Annotated in this window: 20 protein-coding genes; 13 read left to right on the forward strand and 7 right to left on the reverse strand. The window is 61.7% G+C overall.

The window, feature by feature from the left end:
• Positions 1–104: 104 nt before the first annotated feature.
• Positions 105–2,840, reverse strand: coding sequence for a preprotein translocase subunit SecA (secA, locus tag BLO97_RS09570; protein ID WP_063324599.1), 2,736 nt, complete (start codon positions 2,838–2,840; stop codon positions 105–107).
• Positions 2,841–3,146: 306 nt separating this feature from the next.
• Between secA and BLO97_RS09575 the strand changes: the two genes are divergently transcribed.
• Positions 3,147–3,602, forward strand: a complete 456-nt coding sequence (locus BLO97_RS09575) for a DUF721 domain-containing protein (protein WP_092345671.1) — start codon at positions 3,147–3,149, stop codon at positions 3,600–3,602.
• 622 nt (positions 3,603–4,224) lie between these two features.
• Here BLO97_RS09575 and BLO97_RS31610 read toward each other — a convergent pair.
• Both BLO97_RS31610 and BLO97_RS09590 read right to left on the reverse strand, forming a co-directional pair.
• Positions 4,225–4,386 carry a nucleoid-structuring protein H-NS gene (locus BLO97_RS31610; protein ID WP_072349343.1) on the reverse strand — a complete coding sequence of 54 codons (162 nt, stop codon included), beginning with the start codon at positions 4,384–4,386 and terminating at the stop codon, positions 4,225–4,227.
• Positions 4,387–4,516: 130 nt separating this feature from the next.
• On the reverse strand, positions 4,517–6,004 hold the full coding sequence (locus BLO97_RS09590; RefSeq protein WP_092345673.1) for a helicase HerA-like domain-containing protein: 1,488 nt from the start codon (positions 6,002–6,004) through the stop codon (positions 4,517–4,519).
• A 343-nt stretch (positions 6,005–6,347) separates the two neighbouring features.
• On the opposite strand from BLO97_RS09590, the gene BLO97_RS09595 reads away from it, so the two are divergent.
• From BLO97_RS09595 to BLO97_RS09605, 3 genes are read left to right on the forward strand one after another with little or no spacing between them, the layout of a single operon-like run.
• Positions 6,348–7,439 (forward strand): N-acetylglucosaminyl phosphatidylglycerol synthase, encoded by a 1,092-nt coding sequence (locus tag BLO97_RS09595; RefSeq protein WP_083569156.1) that lies wholly within the window; start codon positions 6,348–6,350, stop codon positions 7,437–7,439.
• A gap of 16 nt (positions 7,440–7,455) precedes the next feature.
• The gene (locus BLO97_RS09600; RefSeq protein ID WP_092345675.1) at positions 7,456–8,223 is read left to right on the forward strand and encodes an N-acetylglucosaminyl phosphatidylglycerol deacetylase; all 768 of its coding nucleotides are present in this window, start codon (positions 7,456–7,458) and stop codon (positions 8,221–8,223) included.
• The gene (locus tag BLO97_RS09605) at positions 8,220–9,215 is read left to right on the forward strand and encodes a glucosaminyl phosphatidylglycerol flippase (protein WP_092345677.1); all 996 of its coding nucleotides are present in this window, start codon (positions 8,220–8,222) and stop codon (positions 9,213–9,215) included. Before BLO97_RS09600 ends, BLO97_RS09605 begins: the two co-directional genes overlap by 4 nt.
• Positions 9,216–9,219: 4 nt before the next feature.
• On the opposite strand, the gene BLO97_RS31615 is transcribed toward BLO97_RS09605, so the two are convergent.
• On the reverse strand, positions 9,220–9,393 hold the full coding sequence (locus BLO97_RS31615) for a hypothetical protein (RefSeq protein ID WP_175489835.1): 174 nt from the start codon (positions 9,391–9,393) through the stop codon (positions 9,220–9,222).
• Between the two features lie 89 nt (positions 9,394–9,482).
• A complete protein-coding gene (gene purU / locus BLO97_RS09610) occupies positions 9,483–10,331 on the reverse strand; it encodes a formyltetrahydrofolate deformylase (RefSeq protein WP_003205089.1) in 849 nt (282 codons plus the stop codon).
• A gap of 306 nt (positions 10,332–10,637) precedes the next feature.
• On the opposite strand from purU, the gene mvaT reads away from it, so the two are divergent.
• Positions 10,638–11,015 carry a histone-like nucleoid-structuring protein MvaT gene (mvaT, locus tag BLO97_RS09615; RefSeq protein ID WP_003205091.1) on the forward strand — a complete coding sequence of 126 codons (378 nt, stop codon included), beginning with the start codon at positions 10,638–10,640 and terminating at the stop codon, positions 11,013–11,015.
• 82 nt (positions 11,016–11,097) lie between these two features.
• Here the strand turns inward: mvaT and sbcB are convergent, their stop codons facing one another.
• Positions 11,098–12,534, reverse strand: coding sequence for an exodeoxyribonuclease I (gene sbcB, locus BLO97_RS09620; protein WP_092145089.1), 1,437 nt, complete (start codon positions 12,532–12,534; stop codon positions 11,098–11,100).
• A 257-nt stretch (positions 12,535–12,791) separates the two neighbouring features.
• Between sbcB and BLO97_RS09625 the strand changes: the two genes are divergently transcribed.
• The 8 genes from BLO97_RS09625 to BLO97_RS09660 all read left to right on the forward strand — a co-directional run bounded on the left by BLO97_RS09625 (position 12,792) and on the right by BLO97_RS09660 (position 21,867).
• Positions 12,792–13,517, forward strand: a complete 726-nt coding sequence (locus tag BLO97_RS09625) for an RDD family protein (protein WP_092145087.1) — start codon at positions 12,792–12,794, stop codon at positions 13,515–13,517.
• Positions 13,514–14,488 carry a stage II sporulation protein M gene (locus tag BLO97_RS09630; RefSeq protein WP_063324592.1) on the forward strand — a complete coding sequence of 325 codons (975 nt, stop codon included), beginning with the start codon at positions 13,514–13,516 and terminating at the stop codon, positions 14,486–14,488. Before BLO97_RS09625 ends, BLO97_RS09630 begins: the two co-directional genes overlap by 4 nt.
• Positions 14,475–16,019, forward strand: coding sequence for a DUF4129 domain-containing protein (locus BLO97_RS09635; RefSeq protein WP_092345679.1), 1,545 nt, complete (start codon positions 14,475–14,477; stop codon positions 16,017–16,019). The genes BLO97_RS09630 and BLO97_RS09635 overlap by 14 nt, the downstream gene beginning before the upstream one ends.
• Complete coding sequence (locus BLO97_RS09640; RefSeq protein WP_092345681.1) at positions 16,016–17,179, forward strand: DUF4350 domain-containing protein; 1,164 nt, start codon at positions 16,016–16,018, stop codon at positions 17,177–17,179. The genes BLO97_RS09635 and BLO97_RS09640 overlap by 4 nt, the downstream gene beginning before the upstream one ends.
• Positions 17,180–17,337: 158 nt before the next feature.
• Complete coding sequence (locus BLO97_RS09645; protein WP_092145081.1) at positions 17,338–18,525, forward strand: Fic family protein; 1,188 nt, start codon at positions 17,338–17,340, stop codon at positions 18,523–18,525.
• Between the two features lie 119 nt (positions 18,526–18,644).
• Complete coding sequence (locus tag BLO97_RS09650; protein WP_072345504.1) at positions 18,645–19,652, forward strand: AAA family ATPase; 1,008 nt, start codon at positions 18,645–18,647, stop codon at positions 19,650–19,652.
• A 175-nt stretch (positions 19,653–19,827) separates the two neighbouring features.
• On the forward strand, positions 19,828–21,159 hold the full coding sequence (locus BLO97_RS09655) for a DUF58 domain-containing protein (RefSeq protein WP_092345683.1): 1,332 nt from the start codon (positions 19,828–19,830) through the stop codon (positions 21,157–21,159).
• A 309-nt stretch (positions 21,160–21,468) separates the two neighbouring features.
• Complete coding sequence (locus tag BLO97_RS09660) at positions 21,469–21,867, forward strand: DUF6124 family protein (protein ID WP_371914893.1); 399 nt, start codon at positions 21,469–21,471, stop codon at positions 21,865–21,867.
• Between the two features lie 77 nt (positions 21,868–21,944).
• Here the strand turns inward: BLO97_RS09660 and BLO97_RS09665 are convergent, their stop codons facing one another.
• Positions 21,945–22,304: a PilZ domain-containing protein gene (locus tag BLO97_RS09665; protein WP_063324586.1), complete on the reverse strand. Its 360-nt coding sequence runs from the start codon at positions 22,302–22,304 to the stop codon at positions 21,945–21,947.
• Between the last annotated feature and the right edge of the window lie 139 nt (positions 22,305–22,443).

Genomic DNA, 22,443 nt, shown 5'->3' on the forward strand with positions numbered 1-22,443 from the left:
ATGTATATCGACGCCATCCTCATTGGGACGGCGAATCAAAATGGCAAAACGCCGCGACGGATAAAATCCGGTCGCGGCGCGGGTGGTTCAGCGTTGAAACGGGGTTACTGGATCTGCCCGTGGCAATGCTTGTATTTCTTGCCCGAACCGCAATAGCACAGTTCGTTACGACCCAGCTTCTGCTCGTTGCGCACCGGTGCGGTCGCCAAGGCGACATCCACATCGACGCCCTCTTCGGCGACCACTTCCAGGCCCGGGGCTTCAGCGTGTTCGAACTGCATGCGCGCAGCCAGGGCTTCGGCTTCCTGGCGCAGGCGGGCTTCTTCTTCGGCCGGGTCTTCGCGGCGAACCTGAACGTGAGACAGCACACGGATCGAGTCGCGCTTGATCGAGTCGAGCAACTCGGAGAACAGCGTGTAGGACTCGCGCTTGTACTCCTGCTTCGGGTTCTTCTGGGCGTAACCACGCAAATGGATCCCGTGACGCAGGTGGTCCATGGTCGAGAGGTGGTCTTTCCACAGGTCGTCCAGCACCCGCAGCACGATTTGCTTCTCGAAGGAGCGCAGCGCTTCGGCGCCGGCCTGGTCTTCTTTCTCGTTGTACGCGGCGATCAGTTCGGCCAGCAGCTTCTCGCGCAGGGTTTCTTCGTACAGGTGATCGTCTTCGTCGAGCCATTGCTGGATTGGCAACGCCACGCCGAAGTCGCTCTGCAAGGCGGCTTCCAGGCCAGCGACGTCCCACTGCTCCGGCAACGACTGCGGCGGAATGTGGGCACTGACGGTGGCGTTGAGCACGTCCTGGCGGAAATCGGCGATGGTTTCGCCAATGTTGTCGGCGGCCAACAAACTGTTACGCATGTGATAGATCACTTTACGCTGTTCGTTGTTGACGTCGTCGAACTCCAGCAGTTGCTTACGAATATCGAAGTTGCGGCCTTCGACCTTGCGCTGGGCCTTCTCGATGGCGTTGGTCACCATGCGGTGCTCGATCGCCTCGCCCGGCTGCATGCCCAAGGCCTTCATGAAGTTCTTCACCCGGTCAGAGGCGAAGATGCGCATCAGGCTGTCTTCCAGGGACAGGTAGAAACGGCTGGAACCGGCGTCGCCCTGGCGACCGGCACGGCCACGCAGCTGGTTATCGATACGACGCGACTCGTGACGCTCGGAAGCGATCACCTGCAAACCGCCGGATTCGAGCACCTGTTGGTGACGTTTCTGCCAGTCGGCCTTGATCTGCGCGATCTGCTCGGGGGTCGGGTTTTCCAGGCTGGCGACTTCCACTTCCCAGTTGCCGCCCAAGAGGATGTCGGTACCACGGCCGGCCATGTTGGTGGCGATGGTCAGCGCACCCGGGCGACCGGCCTGGGCGATGATCTCGGCTTCCTTCTCGTGGAACTTGGCATTGAGGACCTTGTGCTCGATGCCTTCCTTGTTGAGCAGGGCGGACATGTGCTCGGAAGTCTCGATGGTGGCGGTACCCACCAGGATCGGACGGCCCTGGGCCATGCCTTCCTTGATGTCGTTGATGATCGCCGCGTACTTCTCTTCGGCGGTCAGGAACACCAGGTCGTTGTAGTCTTTACGGGCCAATGGCTTGTTCGGCGGAATCACCACCACTTGCAGGCCGTAGATCTGGTGGAATTCGAACGCTTCGGTGTCGGCCGTACCGGTCATGCCGGACAGCTTGTTGTACAGGCGGAAGTAGTTCTGGAAGGTGGTCGAGGCCAGGGTCTGGCTCTCGGCCTGGATGTTCAGGCCTTCCTTCGCTTCGATGGCCTGGTGCAGGCCTTCGGACAGGCGACGACCCGGCATGGTACGGCCGGTGTGTTCGTCCACCAGTACGACCTGGCCGTCCTGCACGATGTATTCGACGTTGCGATGGAACAGCTTGTGCGCACGCAGGCCAGCATAAACGTGGGTCAGCAGGCCCAGGTTGTGGGCCGAGTACAGGCTCTCGCCTTCAGCCAGCAAACCAATACGGGTGAGCATTTCCTCGACGAACTGGTGACCCGCTTCGTTGAGCTCGACCTGACGGGTCTTCTCGTCAACGGTGTAGTGCCCGGGTTGGGTCACTTCGCCTTCGACTTCCTCGACGTGCAACTTGAGCTGCGGGATCAGCTTGTTGATCTCGATGTACAGCTTGGAGCTGTCCTCGGCCTGACCGGAAATGATCAGCGGGGTACGGGCTTCGTCGATGAGGATGGAGTCCACTTCGTCGATCACGGCAAAGTTGAGTTCACGCTGGAATTTTTCTTCCATGCTGAACGCCATGTTGTCGCGCAGGTAATCGAACCCGAATTCGTTGTTGGTGCCGTAGGTGATGTCGGCGGCGTAGGCGGCGCGCTTCTCTTCCGGCGGCTGGAACGGCGTGACGACACCGACAGTCAGGCCGAGGAATTCATAGAGCGGGCGCATCCAGTTGGCGTCGCGGCGGGCCAGGTAGTCGTTGACCGTCACGACGTGCACGCCCTTGCCGGACAGTGCGTTGAGGTACACGCCCAAGGTCGCCACGAGGGTCTTGCCCTCACCGGTACGCATTTCGGCGATCTTGCCTTCGTGCAAGGTCATGCCGCCGATCAACTGAACGTCGAAGTGGCGCATGCCCATGATCCGCTTGCCGGCTTCACGGGCGACCGCAAAGGCTTCAGGCAGGAGCTGGTCAAGGGTTTCCCCCTTGGCGATGCGGTCCTTGAATTCGGCAGTCTTGGCGCGTAACTGATCGTCCGAAAGGGCCACCATTTGCTCTTCGAAGGCATTGACAGTCTGTACCGTCTTGAGCATGCGCTTGACTTCACGCTCGTTCTTGCTTCCAAAAAGTTTCTTTAACAAAGGCGCAAACATATCGGCAGGATCTTCCACACTAAAGGGATGGAGGGCGGCCCCGTGAGTCGCCCGTGCAGCCCTCATGGCCGCATGCGAACGAGCATTCTACCCGGAAACGATGGAGAGGAAAGTGGCGTTATTCCACGATGCTGGCACAGCGCTGTGACGGGGCCTGCATAAAATAAGGGCTTTTGCGCGAACTTCAACCCACAAAAGGCAGAAGTTACGCTTTGGTTGCGCGGGTAAAAGCCGCTGGGTATCAGGCCGAGGCGTGCCCGGCGCTTTCTGCTACCATGGCGCCTCTGTCACTTGCGGTATTCATTCATGGCCTTCCGCCCTCTTCCAGCCAAGGCACCCGCCGTTCTGCTGCGCGAAGCCAAGCCGCTGAAAGCCATCTTCGGCCACGCCAGACGCCTGGGCCACTTGCAGCGCCTGCTCGACAGCCAGTTGCAGCCTGCCGCGCGCGAGCATTGCCACGTGGCGTCCTGGCGCGAAGGCAGCTTGCTGCTGATCGTCACCGACGGCCACTGGGCCACACGCCTGCGCTATCAGCAAAAACGCCTGCTGCGCCAACTCCAGGCGTTCGAAGAATTCACCAATCTGACGCGGATCCTGTTCAAGGTGCAACCGCCCACCGTCCAGGTCGGCGCCAAAGGGCACACGCTGGATTTGTCCACCGACGCCGCGGCGACTATCCAGGCCACGGCGGATGGCATTAGCGATCCCAATCTGCGGGCGGCGTTGGAGCGGTTGGCGGCGCATGCTCGGCCCAAGGATTGATCTGGCGGTCTCGGTTGGGTGTGGGACCGCTATGGGCGGGGGGGTTGTAGTTTGTGTGTATATCCGTTTCTGCGGTAACGGCTGCTTAGGGTTCCACCCTGACGGCGGGTCACTTTCAAAAGCGCGAAAGTAACCAAAGCGCTCCTGCCCCACCACTTGGCACCTCGCCTAGGCTCGGTGTGCCCTCACTCCGGCATTGCTCCGTGGGCCCGCTGCGAAGGGCCATCCATGGCCCAGCGCAGCTATCCCGGCATCCATGCCGGGATGCCCACTCCACAATACCTGCGTTCGGCCATCGTGGTTAATGGGGCGCCGAGATCAACGTCCACCGCGAGGCGGCCTGAGAGCCGACCTGGTTGGGAGTGAACGCGTTCCTCCTGTGGGAGCGAGCCTGCTCGCGAAGGCGGTGTCACTGTCGATGAAAGATGTTGAATGGGCTGGCCTCATCGCGAGCAAGCTCGCTCCCACAGGTTTTTGTGTCGCATGCAGATGCTGTGAACACCCGCAACTCCATGTGTGCGAGCTTGCTCGCGATAGCGGTGGTTCAGCCACATAAATGCTGGAAGTGCTCTGCTCTGCTCTTGCTCTGCTTTTGATCTTGATCTTGATCTGGGCGGCCCCGTTAAACCACGCTGGCCGAACGCAGGCATTGCGCAGTGGGCACCTCGGCATGGATGCCGAGGTAGCCGCGCTGGACCATGGATGGTCCTTCGCGGCGGGCCCACGGAGCAATGCCGGAGTGAGGGCATGCCGAGCCCAGGCGAGGCACCAAGTGGTGGGGCATGAGCGTTTTGCTTACTTTTGCGCTTTTCAAAAGTGAGCCGCTGTAAGAGCGGAACCGCCAGCAGCCGTTACCAAAAAAACGGATATACACACAAACTCCCGCCTCCCTGGTGAAAGCAACTCGGCCTTGCCTACCGGCGCTTGCTGCCACCGAGCAACGACCCCATCAACCCACGCACCAATTGCCGCCCCAACTGATTGGCCGCCTGGCGCATCGCCGATTTAAGCGCCTGACCGGCCGCGGTGCCGAGAAATTCCCCGGCCTTTTCGGTGAAGCTCGGTTCTTCCGCCGTCGGCTTACCCGGTGCCTCTTCGGCCTGCGGTTCCAGCCCTTTGCGGCCCATCAGCACTTCATAGGCCGACTCGCGATCAATGGGCTTGTCATAGCGCCCTTGCAGCGACGAGCTGGCGATCAACCCGGCGCGCTCAGCCTCGCTCAGCGGCCCGATGCGTGATTGCGGCGGCGCCACCAACACGCGCTGGACCATTTCCGGCGTGCCTTTTTCCTGCAAGGTGCCCACCAGGGCTTCACCGATGCCCAGTTCGGTCAGCACCGCCAGGGCATCGAACTGCGGGTTGGGCCGGAAACCGTCGGCCACCGCCCGCAGGGATTTCTGCTCCTTGGCAGTGAAGGCCCGCAAGCCGTGCTGGATGCGCAAGCCCAACTGCGCCAGCACGTCGTCCGGCAAATCGCCCGGCGACTGGGTCACGAAATACACCCCCACGCCCTTGGAACGGATTAGCCGAACCACTTGTTCCAGGCGCTCCTGCAAGGCCTTGGGCGTCCCGGCAAAGAGCAGGTGCGCCTCGTCGAAGAACAGCGCCAGCAGCGGTTTGTCTGCATCGCCGCGCTCGGGCAACTGCTCGAACAGCTCGGCCAGCAGCCACAACAGGAACGTCGCGTAGACCTTCGGTGCTTCATGGACCAGGCGGCTGGCGTCGAGCAAGTGGATGCGGCCACGGCCATCGCTGGCCGGTTGCAGGATGTCTTCGAGCTGCAAGGCTGGCTCGCCGAACAACGCGTCCGCCCCCTGCTGTTCCAGGGTGGACAAGCGTCGCAACAACGCCTGGCTGGAACCGGTGGTCATCAAGGCCGCGTCGTCCCCCAGCAATTCTGGGTTGTCCTTGAGATGGTTGAGCAGCGCCTTCAGGTCCTTGAGGTCCAGCAACAACAGGCCTTCGCGGTCGGCCACCTTGAACGCGGCGTAGAGCGCCGACTGCTGGCTGTCCGTCAGTTCCAGCAGACTGCCGATCAACAACGGGCCCATCTCGCTCAGGGTGGTGCGCAATGGATGCCCGGACTGGCCGTGGATATCCCACAAGGTCACCGGGTAAGCCTGGGGCTTGTGGTTGAGCCAGGGCATGCCGGCGATACGCTCGGCGATCTTGCCCTGGGGATTGCCGGCAGCGCCCAGGCCGCACAGGTCACCCTTGATGTCCGCCGCGAACACCGCCACGCCGGCATCGCTGAACATTTCGGCCAGGCGCTGCAAGGTGACGGTCTTGCCGGTACCGGTGGCGCCCGCCACCAGACCATGACGGTTCGCCAGGCGCATGGCCTGGGCGATGGGCTGGCCGCTAAGGTCGGCCCCGATAACGAGTTGCGATGAGTCAGGCATGTAGTCACCCGTGGTGTTTGCGATATGACGCCATTTTGCACGCTTATATAAAAGCATGCCTGGCGCATTAAGCCCCCGGCGCTGGAAATAAAAATCGCATGTGGTCGCACTCATGTGGCGAGGGCGCTTGCTCCCGCTGGGCTGCGAAGCGGCCCCAAAATCTTGGGAGTGCTTCGCCCTGGAGCGCCAGCCCGGTCCAGCGGGAGCAAGCGCCCTCGCCACGTATTCATTTACATAGCCGCTACGTCACCATAACCCCAACCGAACATCTATTCTTACTAAAGGTCAACACAGGAGAACACTGACCGGAGGGACGTTCATCGTGCATATAGCGGACATAACCATGTTCTACGCCCCCGCCAGCGGAGGCGTGCGCACTTATCTGGATGCCAAGCACCGGCGCCTGGGCGATCGGCCCGGTATTCGCCACAGTCTGTTGATCCCCGGCGCGCATTTGAGCGAGCACGATGGGATCTACAAGGTTCCTGCCCCTGCACTGCCGTTCGGCAAGGGCTATCGTTTCCCCCTTCGCCTGGCCCCCTGGCGCAATGTCCTGCGCGATCTACAGCCCGACCTGATTGAAGTCGGCGATCCCTACCTCACGGCGTGGGCCGCGCTGGATGCCCGTCGCCAGCTCGACGTGCCCGTCATCGGTTTCTATCACTCCGACCTGCCACTGCTGGTCAGCAACCGCATGGGCAACTGGTTCACCCCCAACATCGAAGCCTATGTCAGCAAGTTGTACGGCAATTTCGACCGGGTCCTGGCGCCGAGCCAGGTCATGGCCGACAAACTGACCGGGTTGGGGGTCAAGAACGTCTACGTGCAACCGTTGGGCGTCGACCTGCAAACCTTCAACCCGGCCGCCCGCGACCCGGAGTTGCGCGCCGAGCTGGGCATCGCCGAAGACGCGCGCCTGCTGATTTTCGCCGGTCGCGGCTCCAAGGAAAAAAACCTGCCGGTGCTGCTCAAGTGCATGAAACGCCTGGGAGAGCGCTACCACCTGCTCCTGGTGGGCTCATCGATGCCCGCCTTGGTGCCGGACAACGTCACGGTGATCGATGAATTCTGCCCGGCGCCGCAAGTCGCCCGGCTCATGGCCAGCGCCGATGCCTTGCTGCACGCCGGAGACCAGGAAACCTTCGGCCTGGTGATCCTCGAAGCGATGGCCAGTGGCATTCCCGTGGTAGCGGTGGCGGCCGGGGCCTTTACCGAAATCGTCAACGAAGACTGCGGCCTGCTGTGCATGCCCAACAATCCACAGGCCATGGCCAATGCCGTGCGCCAACTGTTTTCCGAAGGTTGTCAGCGCCGGGGGGTATTGGCACGCCGGCACGTGGAGCGTCATTACGCCTGGGATACCGTGGTCAACAGCTTGCTGGGGCACTACTACGCCGTGCTCGGCGAACAAATGCCGTTGCTGGCCAATGGTTGAGGCGAGGACCGTGTCGATGAGTTCTTCGCCCAGCGTGCTATTGGTGCTGCACGACGTGGCACCGCAAACCTGGCCCGACTATCAGCCCTTCGTCGAAGCCGTTGACGCCCTCGGCCACGTGCCGATGACCTGGTTGGTGGTACCTGACTTTCACCGCAACAATGCCTTGGAGGCTCACCCCGGCTTTCGGCGCCTGCTCGATAGCCGGGTCGAGCGCGGCGACGAGCTGGTGTTGCATGGCTACTACCATTGCGACGACGGCCCTGTCGCCCGCCACCCCAAGGACTGGTTCATGCGCAGGGTCTATACCCATGAGGGTGAGTTCTACAACCTGTCCGAGGCCGCCGCCCTCGCCCGCCTGCGCGCCGGTATCGACACCTTCGAGCGCTACCATTGGCCGCTGGAAGGCTTCGTCGCCCCGGCCTGGCTGATGAGCGAAGGCACGCGCCTAGCCTTGCGCCAGTTACCGCTGAGCTACACCAGTGACACCCAACACCTCTATCGCCTGCCCGACTTCAGCGCCATCGACGCGCCGGGGCTGGTCTGGAGTGCCCGCAGTGCCTGGCGCCGTGGCCTGTCGAAAGTCATCAGCGACCAACGTGAACAGCGCTGGCGCCAGGCCCCGGTGATTCGCCTGGGCCTGCATCCGGTGGACATGCGCCATAGCTTTTCCCGGGACTATTGGCTGCGCACCCTCGAACGCCTGCTCAACGACGGTCGCGTGCCGATGACCAAGGTCGGCTGGCTGGCAACCCAGGGGCTGCGTGCCCGCAGCGCCGCATGAAACGGCTGATCTGGCTGGGCGCCGCCCTGCTCACGGCGCTGTTGGTGCCGCTGCTGGTCGGTGGTGGGGAAATGTGGTCGCGGGTGCAGCGCTTTCCCTTGTCGCTACTGCTGGCCATGCTCGGCATGATCGTGCTGTGCTGGGGCTTGAACTCCGTGCGCTTGCGCCTGCTGCTGGGGGAACACCGTGGGCGCATCGGCAGGCTGAAAAGCATCGGCGTGGTGATGTCCACCGAGTTCGCCATGTGCGCGACGCCCGGTGGCAGTGGCGGCCCACTGACGCTGATGGCCCTGCTGGCACGCAACGGCGTGCGCCCGGCCCATGGCAGCGCGGTGTTTGCCATGGATCAGTTGAGCGACTTGCTGTTCTTCCTCTGCGCCTTGGTGGGCATTCTGTTTTATGCGCTGTTCCAGAACCTCAGCCAGCGCATGGAGTGGATGCTGGGGTTGAGTGCGGTTTCAATGTTTGGCGGACTGTTCGCCTGCGCACTGGTGGCCCGCTTCCATCGCCGACTGATCCTGCTGGGCGCGCGGCTGCTGTGCCATTTGCGGGTCAAGGGCAGCACCCGCCGACGCTGGGCGCGCAAGATCCTGCACTTTCTCGCGGCCTTTACCGATACCTTGAAATTGCCACGGCAGACGCTGTTCCAGGTCTTTGGCCTGACGTGCCTGCACTGGGCCCTGCGCTACAGCGTGTTGTACCTGGCGTTGAAAGGGTTGGGCGCGGACTTGCAGTGGGCCTGGAGTTTCCTGATCCAGATGCTGTCCTTGAGCGCGGGGCAATTCAGCCTCTTGCCCGGCGGTGCCGGGGCGGCCGAGGTGACCTCGGCGGCGTTGCTGGCTCCCATGGTGGGCAAATCCACGGCGGCGGCAGCGATCCTGATCTGGCGAGCGGTGACCTATTACTTTTACCTGGTGGCCGGCGGACCGGTGTTCTTCCTGATGGTCGGGCGCCCCCTGATCAAGAAGCTGATAAAGCTCAAGCAGGCCTGAGCGATCAGCGCTTCTGCCCGGGCTCATCCTGGGGATGTAACTGCTCCCACAGTTGCGCGGCATCGGGGAACTCAGTGCCATCCTCGGGCCCCAGTGCATCAGGGTCGTAGCGGCTCAGGCAGCCTTCGCCCAGGGTGTCCGGCGCACGGGAGGTGGCTTTTTCCAATGGATCGGTCATGGTGCAAGGTTGTCCCTGAAGGTTTCATGAATCATTGTGCTTCAGTAAAAAGGCCTGGCGATCGCTCGTCCAGGCCCTTTGCAGTGTGGTCAGAACACCACGGTCTTGTTGCCGTGCACCAGCACCCGGTCTTCCAGGTGATAACGCAGGCCCCGGGCCAACACCATCTTCTCTACGTCACGGCCGAAACGCACCATGTCTTCGATGCTGTCACTGTGGCTGACGCGCACCACGTCCTGCTCGATGATCGGGCCGGCATCCAGCTCTTCGGTCACGTAGTGGCAGGTGGCGCCAATCAGCTTCACACCACGCATCGAGGCCTGGTGGTACGGCTTGGCCCCGACGAACGACGGCAGGAAACTGTGGTGGATGTTGATGACCTTATGGGCGTATTCGCGGCACAAGGCCGGCGGCAGGATCTGCATGTAGCGGGCCAGCACCACCACCTCGGCATCGTGCTGCTTGACCAACCGCGAGACTTCGGCGAACGCCGGCTGCTTGTCCTGCGGGTTGACCGGCACGTGGTAGTAAGGGATGCCGTGCCATTCCACCATGCTGCGCAAGTCGTCATGGTTGGAAATCACACAGGCGATGTCGCAATCGAGCTCATCGCTGTGCCAGCGGTGCAACAGGTCGGCCAGGCAGTGGGACTCACGACTGGCCATCAGCACCACGCGCTTTTTCTGCGCGGTGTCGGTGATACGCCAGTCCATCGAGAACTCTTCGGCAATGGGGGCGAATGCTTCACGGAAGGCTTCGATACCGAAGGGCAGCGAGTCGGCACGAATCTCGTGACGCATGAAAAACCAACCGCTTTGATTGTCCGAGTGATGGCTTGCTTCGGTGATCCAGCCGTTATGGGACGCCAGAAAGTTACTGACTTTAGCAACGATGCCGACGCGGTCCGGGCAAGCAATCACCAGACGAAAAGTGCGCATTAGGGAAACTCCAGAACTTCGCAAAGGCGGCCATTCTAGCCATTGCGCGGCAAAACTGCAGTATCGATGAGACGCCAAATCTCGACGACGGCCCCCGGGCCACGACCGGCGAGGCCCGGGAAAGCAAGCTATATGTGTGAACAGATGTGAAGACTCTGTCGCGGTATTTAACTGCAACAGGCGTTTTTGTGGCGTAGCACTAATTAATTAAATAAAACACCGGTTAAATGTTTACTTGATGAAACTGTCTGATTACTATTGTCGCACTGTGTCCTTGTCACCCGCGTCCTACATAAGGTAGTCCACATGTCCTTGATCAATGAATACCGCGCCACAGAAGAAGCTATCAAAGAACTGCAAGCTCGCCTGAAAAACCTGTCCCAAGACGACAAACTGCAAACCGAGCTTGAATTCGAAGGCAAACTGCGCACTCTGATGGGCGAATACTCCAAGTCGCTGCGCGACATCATTGCCCTGCTGGATCCAGAAGCCAAGTCGAGCAAAGCACCACGTGGCGCCGTGAAAACTACCGGCACCAAACGCGCTCGCAAAGTTAAGCAATACAAGAACCCGCACAACGGCGAAGTCATCGAAACCAAAGGTGGCAACCACAAGACTCTGAAAGAGTGGAAAGCCAAGTGGGGCGGTGACGTGGTTGAAGGCTGGGCAACCCTGCTGGGCTAAGCCCCACCGGTTCGCAGCGTTCTTAGCGAACAAAAAAACGCCAGCGATTGCTGGCGTTTTTTTTGCCTGTCATCTTTTCACTTCATCGCGGCCCAAGGCTTAAACGTTTGCGCAATTGCTGGCTGTAACCCTGCCACTCCCTGAGTACTTCTTGCTGCACTGGTGTAGACAGGTCCATCCACTCCCCCATCGCCGCATCAAAACTTTCCAAGGTATTAGGCGCGCCCCACTCCGGGGATGACAGCCGTTGTTGACAGAAAAGTCTCCAACGCTCCTGCTCTTCAGGATTCAACGTGTCTGGAAAGTTGCGTGCACGATATCGGAACAATAGTTCTGGTAAACGCTCATCATCGAAAGGCCAGCGTTCTCGAGCCAATTGCGCCGGGTCCGCCATGCGGACTTGTTCACATAAACGTCGATCGCGATCCCCCAGGAAGCCCGCGTATAACTGTTGCTCGGGATCCTCGCTGGCGGTGAAATCCTCGCGACCATAAATAGCCTGAAGTTTATCTTGCCAAACTTTCTGTGCGTCAGTTAGCCGCGATGCCCGTTGCTGATAGCCCTCCATGTCCAACTCCAGTCGCTGCTGGTCCTCGGCACGCAGCACCGACAATGGCGCGATCACCGGGCATTTGTTGATATGGATAAGCTTGAGCGGCACCGGCAACTCACCTTCGAGCAATTCTTCACGGCGGGTATACAAACGCTGGCGCAGGCTTTCGGCATCGTGGTCCAGCAGGCCCTGAGGGTCCAGGTGCAGGTCGCAGACGATCAGGGCGTTACGGTTTTTCGGGTGCCAGGCCAGCGGCAAGACCACACCGATGTAGTTGCGCGCCGCCGAGAAGCGACCGGAAATATGCACCATGGGCTGCAACAGACGGATCTGGTCCATCACCTTCTGTTTGCTGCGCAACTGGAATAGCCAGTCGTAGAGCCGGGGCTGCTGCTGACGGATCAGCCGGGCCAGGGCAATGGTCGCGCGCACGTCCGACAACGCATCGTGGGCCTGGCCATGGTCGATGCCATTGGCGGCGGTCAAGCGCTCGAGCTTGAGGGTTACGCGCCCGTCCTCTTGCGGCCAGACAATGCCTTGCGGGCGCAGCGCATAGGCCGCGCGCACCAGGTCGATCAAATCCCAGCGACTGTTGCCGCCCTGCCATTCCCGTGCGTACGGGTCGAAGAAATTTCGATAGAGGCTGTAGCGGGTCATTTCATCGTCGAAGCGCAGGGTGTTGTAGCCGGCGCCACAGGTTCCGGGCGCGGCCAGGTGCCCGTGGACACGGGTCATGAAATCGGCTTCGCTCAAGCCTTTTTCGGCCAGGCATGTCGGGGTGATACCGGTAATCGCACAGGCCGCCGGATGCGGCAGGATGTCATCGCTGGGCCGGCAATACAGGTTCACCGGTTCGTCGATTTCATTGAGTTCGAAATCGGTACGGATACCCGCCACCTGCAAGGGCCGGTCGCAACGCGGGTTGATGCCGGTGGTTTCGTAGTCGTACCAGAAGATGGAAGTCACGGGCTGTTCCTGAACTGAAGACTGGCGAAGTCTAGGCGCTCGGGCCCGCCCGAGACCAGCAGTCCTGTAACTTTTGAATTCCAACACGGGTTCCACACCCACAGTTTGAACCCTGGTGCTCATACGGGCAGTGTTCGCCTTCTCAATCCTGTTGCAAACCATGAAATGACCTGCACAGTTGTATCGTTTGCCCGCACGAAGACTGCTAGCATCTGGGCCGAGATTGAACATTCGGTCTGGCCCATCACAGGTTGCCCATGCTCGAGACACCAGCACTGCAAAGGAACGCGACGCTGCCCGCGCCCCTGGACACGCGCTATCAGGTTGAAACGCCCGAAGGCATCGACCTGCCGCTGCGCCCGGCGGGGCTGATGCCGCGTGCAATCGCCTTCGCCATCGACCTGGGCATACGCGGGCTGGTCCTGGGGCTTTTCTTTCTGGTCCTGGCGTTTTTCGGCGAGCTGGGGATCGGCCTTGGGTCCATCCTGCTGTTTGTCGTCAGTTGGTGGTACATGGTGCTGTTCGAGGTGCTCAACCAGGGGCGCTCTCCCGGCAAGCAGATCATGGGGCTGCGCGTGGTGCAGGACGATGGCCGGCCCATCGGCTGGTCGGCGTCGTTGATCCGCAACCTGCTGCGTTTCGTCGACATGCTGCCCTTCGGCTACACCTTCGGGGCCATCAGTTGCCTGCAGCATCCGGCGTTCAAGCGCTTGGGCGATCTCGCGGCCGGCACGCTGGTGGTGTATCGCGAACAGCCGGTCAAACGCCCTGCATTGCCAATGGCAGCGCCGATACGAACACCTTTCACCCTCAGCCTGCATGAACAACGCGCCGTGCTGGGCTTCGCCGAACGCCAGGCCGAACTGTCCCAGGCGCGGGTCAACGAACTGGCTGCCATCCTGGCCGCGCCACTGAACGTCCAGGTGCCAAACGCCGCGGCCGAACTCAATGGCGTCGCCCGCGGCCTGCTGGGGCCAACATGAAGCAAAGCCTGTTCGAAAGCCGTCACCAAGGGGAATGGGAGCACCTGGCCCGACAACTCGACCAACTGGAGCGCAGCCGCAGCGTGCCCCAGAGCAGCGACTTTCCCGCCACCTACCGACGGCTTTGCCACCACCTGGCATTGGCCCAGGCCCGGGGCTACAGCAGCTTACTGGTCGACACACTGCAACAACTCGCGCTGCGCGGTCACCAGCAACTGTACCGGGATCGCAGCCGGCCATCGACCGGTCTCTCGGCGTTTATCCTGGCCGGTTTTCCCCGACTGGTGCGTGAACAATGGCGATTCGTGCTGGCCGCCAGCCTGATGTTCCTGGGCAGCCTGGTGGGTATCGGGCTGCTGGTCTATCTGTTCCCGGAACTGGTCTACAGCGTGCTCGGCGCCGACGAAATCAGCCAGATCCGCAGCATGTATGACCCCGCGTCCGGGCACTTGGGGCGTTCGGTCGAGCGCGCCGCCAGCGAGGACTGGGTCATGTTCGGTTACTACATCATGCACAACATCGGCATTGCCTTTCAGACCTTTGCCAGTGGCTTGATGTTTGGCCTGGGGAGCGCGTTCTTCCTGTTTTTCAATGGCCTGACCATTGGCGCGGTGGCTGGGCACCTGACCCAGATCGGCTCCGGGGGAACATTCTGGTCGTTCGTGATTGGCCACGGCGCCTTCGAACTCACTGCCATCGCCCTGGCCGGGGCCGCAGGCCTGCAACTGGGCTGGGCTCTGATTGCGCCGGGACGCCTGAGCCGAGGCGAGGCCTTGCGGCTCGCGGCGGGCAAAAGCGTACTGATGATCGGCGGTGTGATGCTGTTCCTGCTCATTGCCGCGTTCATCGAGGCCTACTGGTCTTCCAGCGCCGTGACGCCCGCCACCAAATACACGGTGGGCGCCTTGTTGTGGCTGTTGGTCATCAGCTATCTGTCGCTTGCCGGACGGGTCCGCCATGCGCCTGAGTGACGCCACCGTCGTCATCCGCCCACGCACCACCTGGGAAGCCATGGACCTTGGGGTGTTGATGAGCCAGCAGCATCGACGCCTGCTGATGACCAGTTGGGCGCTCATCACGTTGCCAGTGTATCTGTTGCTGACCCTGCTGCTATGGGACTCACCGTCGCTGGTGGTGATGCTGTTCTGGTGGTTGAAGCCGGCCTTCGACCGGCTGCCGCTGTACATTCTGTCCAAGGCTCTGTTTGGTGAAACCCCCACCTTGCGCCAGGCGTTGCGCCAGTGGCCGGCGCTGCTCAAGCCGCAGTTGCTGGCCAGCCTGACCTGGCGCCGGCTGAGCCTGAGCCGCAGCTTCCTGATGCCGGTGGTGCAACTGGAGGGGCTTAGCGGTGAGGCGCGGACGCAGCGCTTGCGGGTTTTGATGCAACGCAACCGCGGCGCGGCGCAATGGTTGACCATCATCGGCGTGCACCTGGAAACCGCCTTGTGGTTCGGCCTGATGGCCCTGTTCTACCTGTTCGTGCCACAACAAGTCGAACTGCAATGGGATTGGGAGACGCTGGTGTCAGCGGCCGAGCACGACTGGTTGTGGTTCGAACACCTGGTCAACTTCCTCTACCCGCTGCTGCTGATCTTGTGGGAGCCGGTGTATGTGGCCTGCGGCTTCAGCCTCTACCTGAACCGGCGCACCATCCTCGAAGCGTGGGACATCGAACTGGTGTTCCGACGCCTGCGTCAGCGCCTGAGCGGCGTGGCCCCGGTGTTGATGCTGCTGGCGCTCATGCTGCTGCCGCCGACGCCCCCGGCGTTTGCCGCCGAAGACAGCGACGCCCCCGATAGCCCGCGGCTGCTCAACCAGCCCCTCACCAGCGAAGCCTCCCGGGACGGTATCAAGGCAATCCTCGACGCCCCGCCGTTCAAGAACCCCGAGACCGTCATCCGTTATCGTTTCGGCGAAGAAACTGCCGAATCCCCCGAGGCCGAGACCGAGGCCAAACCGAGCTGGCTCAAGGATCTGTTCAAATGGCTCGGCAGCCAACGTTTCGACATCGCCGCCGCACTGATCCAGGTGGTGCTGTGGGCCTGCCTGGGGGCAGCGATCGCCTGGCTGGCCTGGCGCTACCGTGAAAGACTCAAGGCCCTGGCCAATCGCCGACCGACGCAGCGCCTGCCGGTGGAACGAGCCGCACCGGCGCGCATGTTCGGCCTGGATATTCGCGAAGAGAGCCTGCCCGCCGATGTGGCCACCAGCGTCGAACAACTGTGGGCCACGCAACCCCGTGAAGCCCTGGGCCTGCTGTACCGGGCGCTGCTCAGTCGGTTGCATCATGACTTCAAGATCCCCTTGAAACCGGCCGACACCGAAGGCCAGGTGCTGGAACGCGTCGAACAACTCAAGCAGGACAACCTGCTGGGCTTCAGCAAAAACCTGACCCTGCATTGGCAGAACATTGCCTATGGGCATCGTCCACCGCCGACACACCTGCAACAGGAATTGTGTGACGGCTGGCGCGAGCTGTTCGGTCCGGGAGCCTCTCGATGAGCCGGCACGCAGGGTGGCTGATCGGCACCGTGCTGGCCGCGCTGGTGTGCGCATTCGGCCTCTACCTCTACACCAAGGCCGAACCCTATGAAGAGGTCGTCGAGCACGGCCCCTCCCCTGAAGCCCAGGCCAATCCTTACCTGGCCGCCGAACTGTTCCTGCGCCAACGGGGGATCAACGTCGAGCACGCCAACAGCCTGGAGGTGCTGCCCAGCCTGGAACCTCGCCAGCACAGCCTGCTGTTGCTGGGCGAGCGAACCCACATGACGCCACGGGAAGTCGAACAGTTGATGAACTGGACCCGGGCCGGCGGACGCCTGGTCTTTGTGGCCGAAGCCTTGTGGGACAACAACACCGGCAGCAGCGGCGACCTGCTGCTTGATCGCGTGCGCCTGCGTCAACTCCTGAGCGAAGACCTCAAGGAGCCCGCGCCCGAACTGATCAAGGACCGTTACCCGGAACTGACCAAGCTCTACCTGGAAGATGAAGAGGCGCCGGCGTATATCGGCTTCGACACCGATTTCCACCTCGAAGACCCGCATAACCTGGCCCAGGCCTGGGCCAACAGCGCACTGTCGACCCACATGATGCAGTTGAACCTCGGCCTGGGCTCGATCACCGTGATCACCGACGCCGAGCTGTGGAAGAACGACGCCATCGACCAATACGACAACGCCTGGCTGCTCTGGTATTTGAGCGCCGACACGGACGTCACCCTGCTGCTCAACACCGACCACGACGACCTGCTGACCTTGCTGCTGCGCTATTTCCCCCAGGCACTGGTGGCCCTGCTGGCTCTGGTTGCGCTATGGCTCTGGCGCTCGGCGGTACGCCATGGCCCACTGCAACAACCGGCGCCCAAGGCGCGGCGTCAGTTGGAAGAGCATGTGCAGGCCGGCGCCGGTTTCCACCTGCGCCACAACGGCCAGGCGTACCTGTTGCATGCCTTGCAACAAGACGTACTGCGCCGGGCACGTCATCTTCACCCAGGCTTCGAACAACTGGCCGTCGCCGAACAATGGCAGGTACTCGCCCGCCTGACCCGCCAGCCCACGCGAGCCATCAGCCAGGCCTTGAGCCCCCGGCCGAAACAGCGCATGTCCCGCGCAGAGTTCTGCCGCCAGGTCGCCCATTTGCAAACCCTTAGGAATGCCTTATGAGTTTTCCGCAGATAAATCCGCAAGAACACTCGAATTCATCTATCGTACGGCGTTACCAAGCCTAGCAATAACCGGCGCTGTAGCCGATTTTGTTTTCCGCATAAATTTCCGCAGGAATCACCGAGTAAGTAGCCGTTTAAGGGCGCCGGAATCAAACGATGATCACCTCGAAAACGTACCTTGACCCAGTACTGCCAGAAAATCTGCCCGACTCGATCATTCAGTCCGCGGATCAGTTGCCCCGCAAGGCAGAATTTCTGGCCGGACGACTTGCCGATGAGACATCGAAGCAACTGGCGGGCCTGTTGCGCATCACCAATACCTATTACTCGAACCTGATCGAAGGGCATCGAACCGAGATCGCCGACCTCCAGATTGCTCGCACGACACCAAAACGGGAAAGAAAAGAGCTCAAAGAGCTGGCCGTACAACACATGACGCAGCAGGAGGTGATGGAGCGGCTGCTTCGCATGCGGCCAGCGGATAATTTCTCTGCCATGTTCGATCCCAGGTTGATCGCGGCCATCCATCGTCGACTGTTCAAAGATGCTTCCACGCAGGAACTGACCCTGAGCGATGGGCGCATGATGGAACCGGGCAGGCTGCGGGTCGAAGAGGATGAACAGGTCCAGGTCGGCGCGCATATCGCTCCAGCGGCTGCAGTTGTATTGCCCATGCTTGAGCATCTGCAGTTGCACTACGGACGAATAAAGGATCCGCGACGCCAACTGATCGCGGCCCTGGCAGGCCATCACCGAGTGGCGCTTGTGCACCCCTTCCTCGATGGCAATGGTCGAGTGATTCGGATGCTCACCCACCTGCAACTGGTTCACCTCGGGCTAAAACCTTTCCTCTGGTCACTGTCCCGCGGCCTGGCTCGCAGGCAAGATGAGTACTATCGCTTCCTGGCTTTGGCTGATCGTCCTCGTGAAGGAGACTATGACGGGCGCGGCCAACTCTCACAGCGTCACTATTTCAACTTCATCGAGTTCATGCTCGATGTCTGCCACGACCAGATTGAGTACATGACGACCTCGCTAAACCCAGCCAAGCTGCGCGAGCAGGTTGTTCATGTGTTCTCAACGGATCCTGAGCTTCGCCGTGCCGGCATCAGGCATACCAGTGCAGCTGCCGTGCTGGCGCTGCTCACCCAAGGGGCGATGCCGCGTGCAGAGTTCAAGGTGTTCACAGGTTTGAAGGATCGGCTTGCCACGGAGGAACTGAGCCGCTTGATCGACGCGGGGATTGTGGTCAGCAGGACCCCCAGATCCCGCACGGTGGAGGCGGGTTTGCCCGCACGCTTCGCTGGGTTGATCTTTCCAAACCTGCACTTCCAAATGGGCTAGGTTATGTCGGCGGCTCAGATGTCACCGCCCAGTCATGGCAAAGCATGAAATGGTTAGATCATGTAACTAGATGATTTATCTAATAGAAATAGGATTTAACCGTTAGGAGAACTCCAGAATTGACGACTGAACAGAACGAACCTGTCGACGGCCAGGCCCACGCCGCCCAACAGCGCCAGCGCGCCAGTCAGTTGGCCCAGGCCATCCGCACCGAGCTGCGCAAAGCGGTGGTCGGCCAGAGCGCGGTGATCGACGATGTGCTCACCGCGCTGATCGCCGGCGGGCACGTGCTGCTCGAAGGCGTTCCCGGGCTGGGCAAGACCTTGCTGGTGCGGGCCTTGGCCCGCTGTTTCAACGGCGAGTTCGCGCGCATCCAGTTCACCCCCGACCTGATGCCCAGCGACGTCACCGGGCACGCGGTGTACGACTTGCAGACCGAGCAGTTCAAGCTGCGCAAGGGCCCGGTGTTCACCAACCTGCTGCTGGCCGACGAGATCAACCGCGCACCGGCCAAGACCCAGGCCGCGCTGCTCGAAGCCATGCAGGAACGCCAGGTCACCCTCGAAGGCCGCGCCCTGCCCATCAGCCAGCCGTTCATGGTCCTCGCCACCCAGAACCCCATCGAACAGGAAGGCACCTACCCGTTGCCCGAAGCCGAGCTCGACCGCTTCATGCTCAAGGTGCGCATGGACTATCCGGACGCCGACCAGGAGCTGGACATGGTGCGCCAGGTCAGCCGCTCGACCCGCGCCGACATGCTCGACGTGCAACCGCTGCGCGTGGTGTTGCAGGCCAAGGACGTGCAAGCGCTGCAACGCATTGCCAGCGACCTGCCGATGGACGACCAGGTGCTCGACTACGCCGTACGCCTGGCCCGTACCACCCGCAGTTGGCCGGGCCTGACCCTCGGCGCCGGACCGCGCGCGTCGATTGCCCTGGTGCGGTGTGCCCGGGCCCGGGCGTTGTTGCGTGGCGGCGAGTTCGTCGTGCCGGACGACATCAAGGGCTGCGCCCTGGCGGTGCTGCGCCACCGCGTGCGGCTGGCGCCGGAGCTGGACATCGAAGGGCTGTCGGTGGATCAGGTGCTGGGGCAACTGCTCGATCAAGTGCCGGCGCCGCGCTTGTGAATACGCATTTCATGATGGAGAAACTCATTGTGGCGAGGGGATTTATCCCCGCTGGGGCGCGCAGCGGCCCCTTGCAGTGTGTCAGACAAAACCAGGGGGCCGCTTCGCAGCCCAGCGGGGATAAATCCCCTCGCCACAAAAGCGCGCTCTGCATGTCTCCAACGGGAATGCACCCATGAAACCCTCGCGCCTGCTCTTGATCTGGCTCACGCTTCTGCTGGCCCTCGACATCGCGCTGGGCGCGCTGCGGGCACTGGGCGTGGCGCTGCCAGCGACACTGCTGTCGATCAACTGGGGTTTGCTGCTGGCCTTGCTGGCCCTGGCGCTGCTCGACGCGGTGCGCGTCCGGCGCCTGCCCTCGCCGCGGGTACAACGGCAGATGCCCGGCAGCCTGGCCCTGGGTCGCTGGGGTGAAATCCACTTGGACATCAGCCATGACTTTGCCCAACCGCTGGAGGCGCAGGTCTTCGATCACGTCCCCGACGGCCTGGACTTCGAAAACCTGCCCCTGTCCGTCGAGCTGCAACCCGGCCAACACAGCCAGGTTGGCTACCGCCTGCGCCCGCTCGAGCGCGGGCACTTCGCCTTCGAACATTGCGAAATCAACCTGCCGAGCCCGTTGGGCCTGTGGACCGACAAGCGTCTGCTGGATGCGCTCGATGAGACTCGGGTCTACCCGGATTTCGCCAGGCTCTACGACGGTCAACTGCTGGCGGTGGACAACTGGCTCAGCCAACTCGGCATCCGTCAGCGGCAACGGCGCGGCCAGGGCCAGGAATTCCATCAACTGCGCGAATTTCGCGAGGGCGACAGCCTGCGCCAGATCGACTGGAAGGCTACGGCCCGCCATCGCACGCCGATTGCCCGGGAATACGAAGACGAGCGCGACCAACAGATCATCTTCATGCTCGACTGCGGCCGGCGCATGCGCAGCCAGGACGGCGAGCTGTCGCACTTCGACCACGCCCTCAACGCCTGCCTGCTGCTCAGCTACACCGCGCTGCGCCAGGGCGATGCCGTGGGCCTGAACACGTTCGCCAGTGATCAGCCCCGCTACCTCGCCCCGGTCAAAGGCCCGGGCCAGCTCAACGTCTTGCTCAACACCGTGTACGACCTCGATAGCAGCCAACGCCCCGCCGACTACCAGGCAGCCGTCACCCAGTTGCTGGCCCGGCAAAAACGCCGGGCCCTGGTGGTGGTGGTGACCAACTTGCGGGATGAAGACGACGCGGATCTGCTCGCCGCCGTGAAACGGTTGGGCCAACAGCATCGGGTGCTGGTGGCCAGCCTGCGGGAAGAAGCCCTCGACCGCTTGCGCCAGGCGCCGGTGCAAACCTTGCCTGAAGCCTTGGCCTACTGCGGGACGGTGGACTACTTGAATGCCCGGGCCGAACTGCATCAGCAACTGAGCGCCCATGGCATCCCGACCCTGGATGCGCGCCCCAGTGAGTTGGGGGCGCAATTGGTGACGCAATATCTTGCATGGAAAAAGGCGGGGACCGCATAGGTCCTACAGCGAGCCAGCAAAGCTCCAGCTGACTACAGCGCCTTGCGCAACGGACTACAGATCCGCCAGAATCCGCCGGCTTGTGTGCCTTGGCCTTGCCCCGTAACTTGATTCGCGTCGCTGATATCCAGCGATCGGGTTTAGTCGCCCGGTGTTGAAGTGAGGTGCACAAGCGTCATCCAGTCGGGTTCCCCTATCCCCGCACTTGATGGTGGCTGTGCGCAGGGCGCCCTCGGGCGCGCCGGTTTCACTTCTCACCGGTCGACTAACCTGCGTCCAGCCGCCACCCCTCGTTTAGTCGCGAGCCGGATGGCAGCGCCACCAAAGAGAAGTGAATATGATCAAACCAACCCCCAATCCACCCCATACCGACCCGCTCCCCCCCCCCACGAAACCCTCGACCCCGAAAAGCTCGACGAAGCCGCCCAAAGAGCCCTCGACTATTACCTCAAGCCCAACCACGGCCAACCCGACAAGAAGCCTGGCAAACAACCGGACTACTTCATCGTCGCCCCCGACGCCGACCCCGAAGGCATGCTCGCGCACACCTACGAAACCTTCTGCTCGGTGAGCACGCTGATCCTGGATTTATCGGAAGACCTGGAAGGCGCCCCGCGCAACCTGGCCCTGGCGATTCACCAGATGGGCGAGATGGGGGTGTTGTTGCTGGAGAAGATGCTGGATAACGAAGCGAAGGTTCAGCGCTAGAAGAGGTGTATGAGAAACCTGTGGGAGCGAGCTTGCTCGCTCCCACAAAGTGTTGCGCCAACAAAAGTGACCGGGGCTCAGGCCGATTCCGGCAACGGATAAAAACTGAAATATTGCTGCAATGCGCTGATCAGTTGCCCGTACTCCGGCGGCGCCCATTGCAGGCTGAAACCGGCGTCGAAATGCTGCGGCGTCACGTCTTCGCGGCACCACAGGCAATTGGCCCTGAGCACAATGTTCTGCTGCGGTCCCTCGTCGGAAGGGATTTTCAGGTGCAAGTCAAAGTCCGCGCCGACCATCAACGGTAAATGGCTGATGAGCATCAGGCCATCTGCAGAAACGTTGCCCAAAAAACCGATGGGCTTGCCGTTGACGCCATTAAACACTCTCAGGAAATACGGCAACTGCTGCCGTTCGATGCGCCGTTTTTTGTACATGTCCTGTATCGCTTTTTGAACGACCCCGAATCGGGGCAACCTAATACTTCGGAACGAGCACACGCCAGCTCGCTCTCCCCGATCCCGGTGCCAGACGCTCGCAAGCGTTCAAGCCTAGTGCTGCCGGTCACAGGTGCCG

Origin of the sequence: Pseudomonas sp. NFACC05-1, assembly GCF_900100135.1 — a bacterium.
GTDB lineage: Bacteria > Pseudomonadota > Gammaproteobacteria > Pseudomonadales > Pseudomonadaceae > Aquipseudomonas > Aquipseudomonas fluorescens_Q.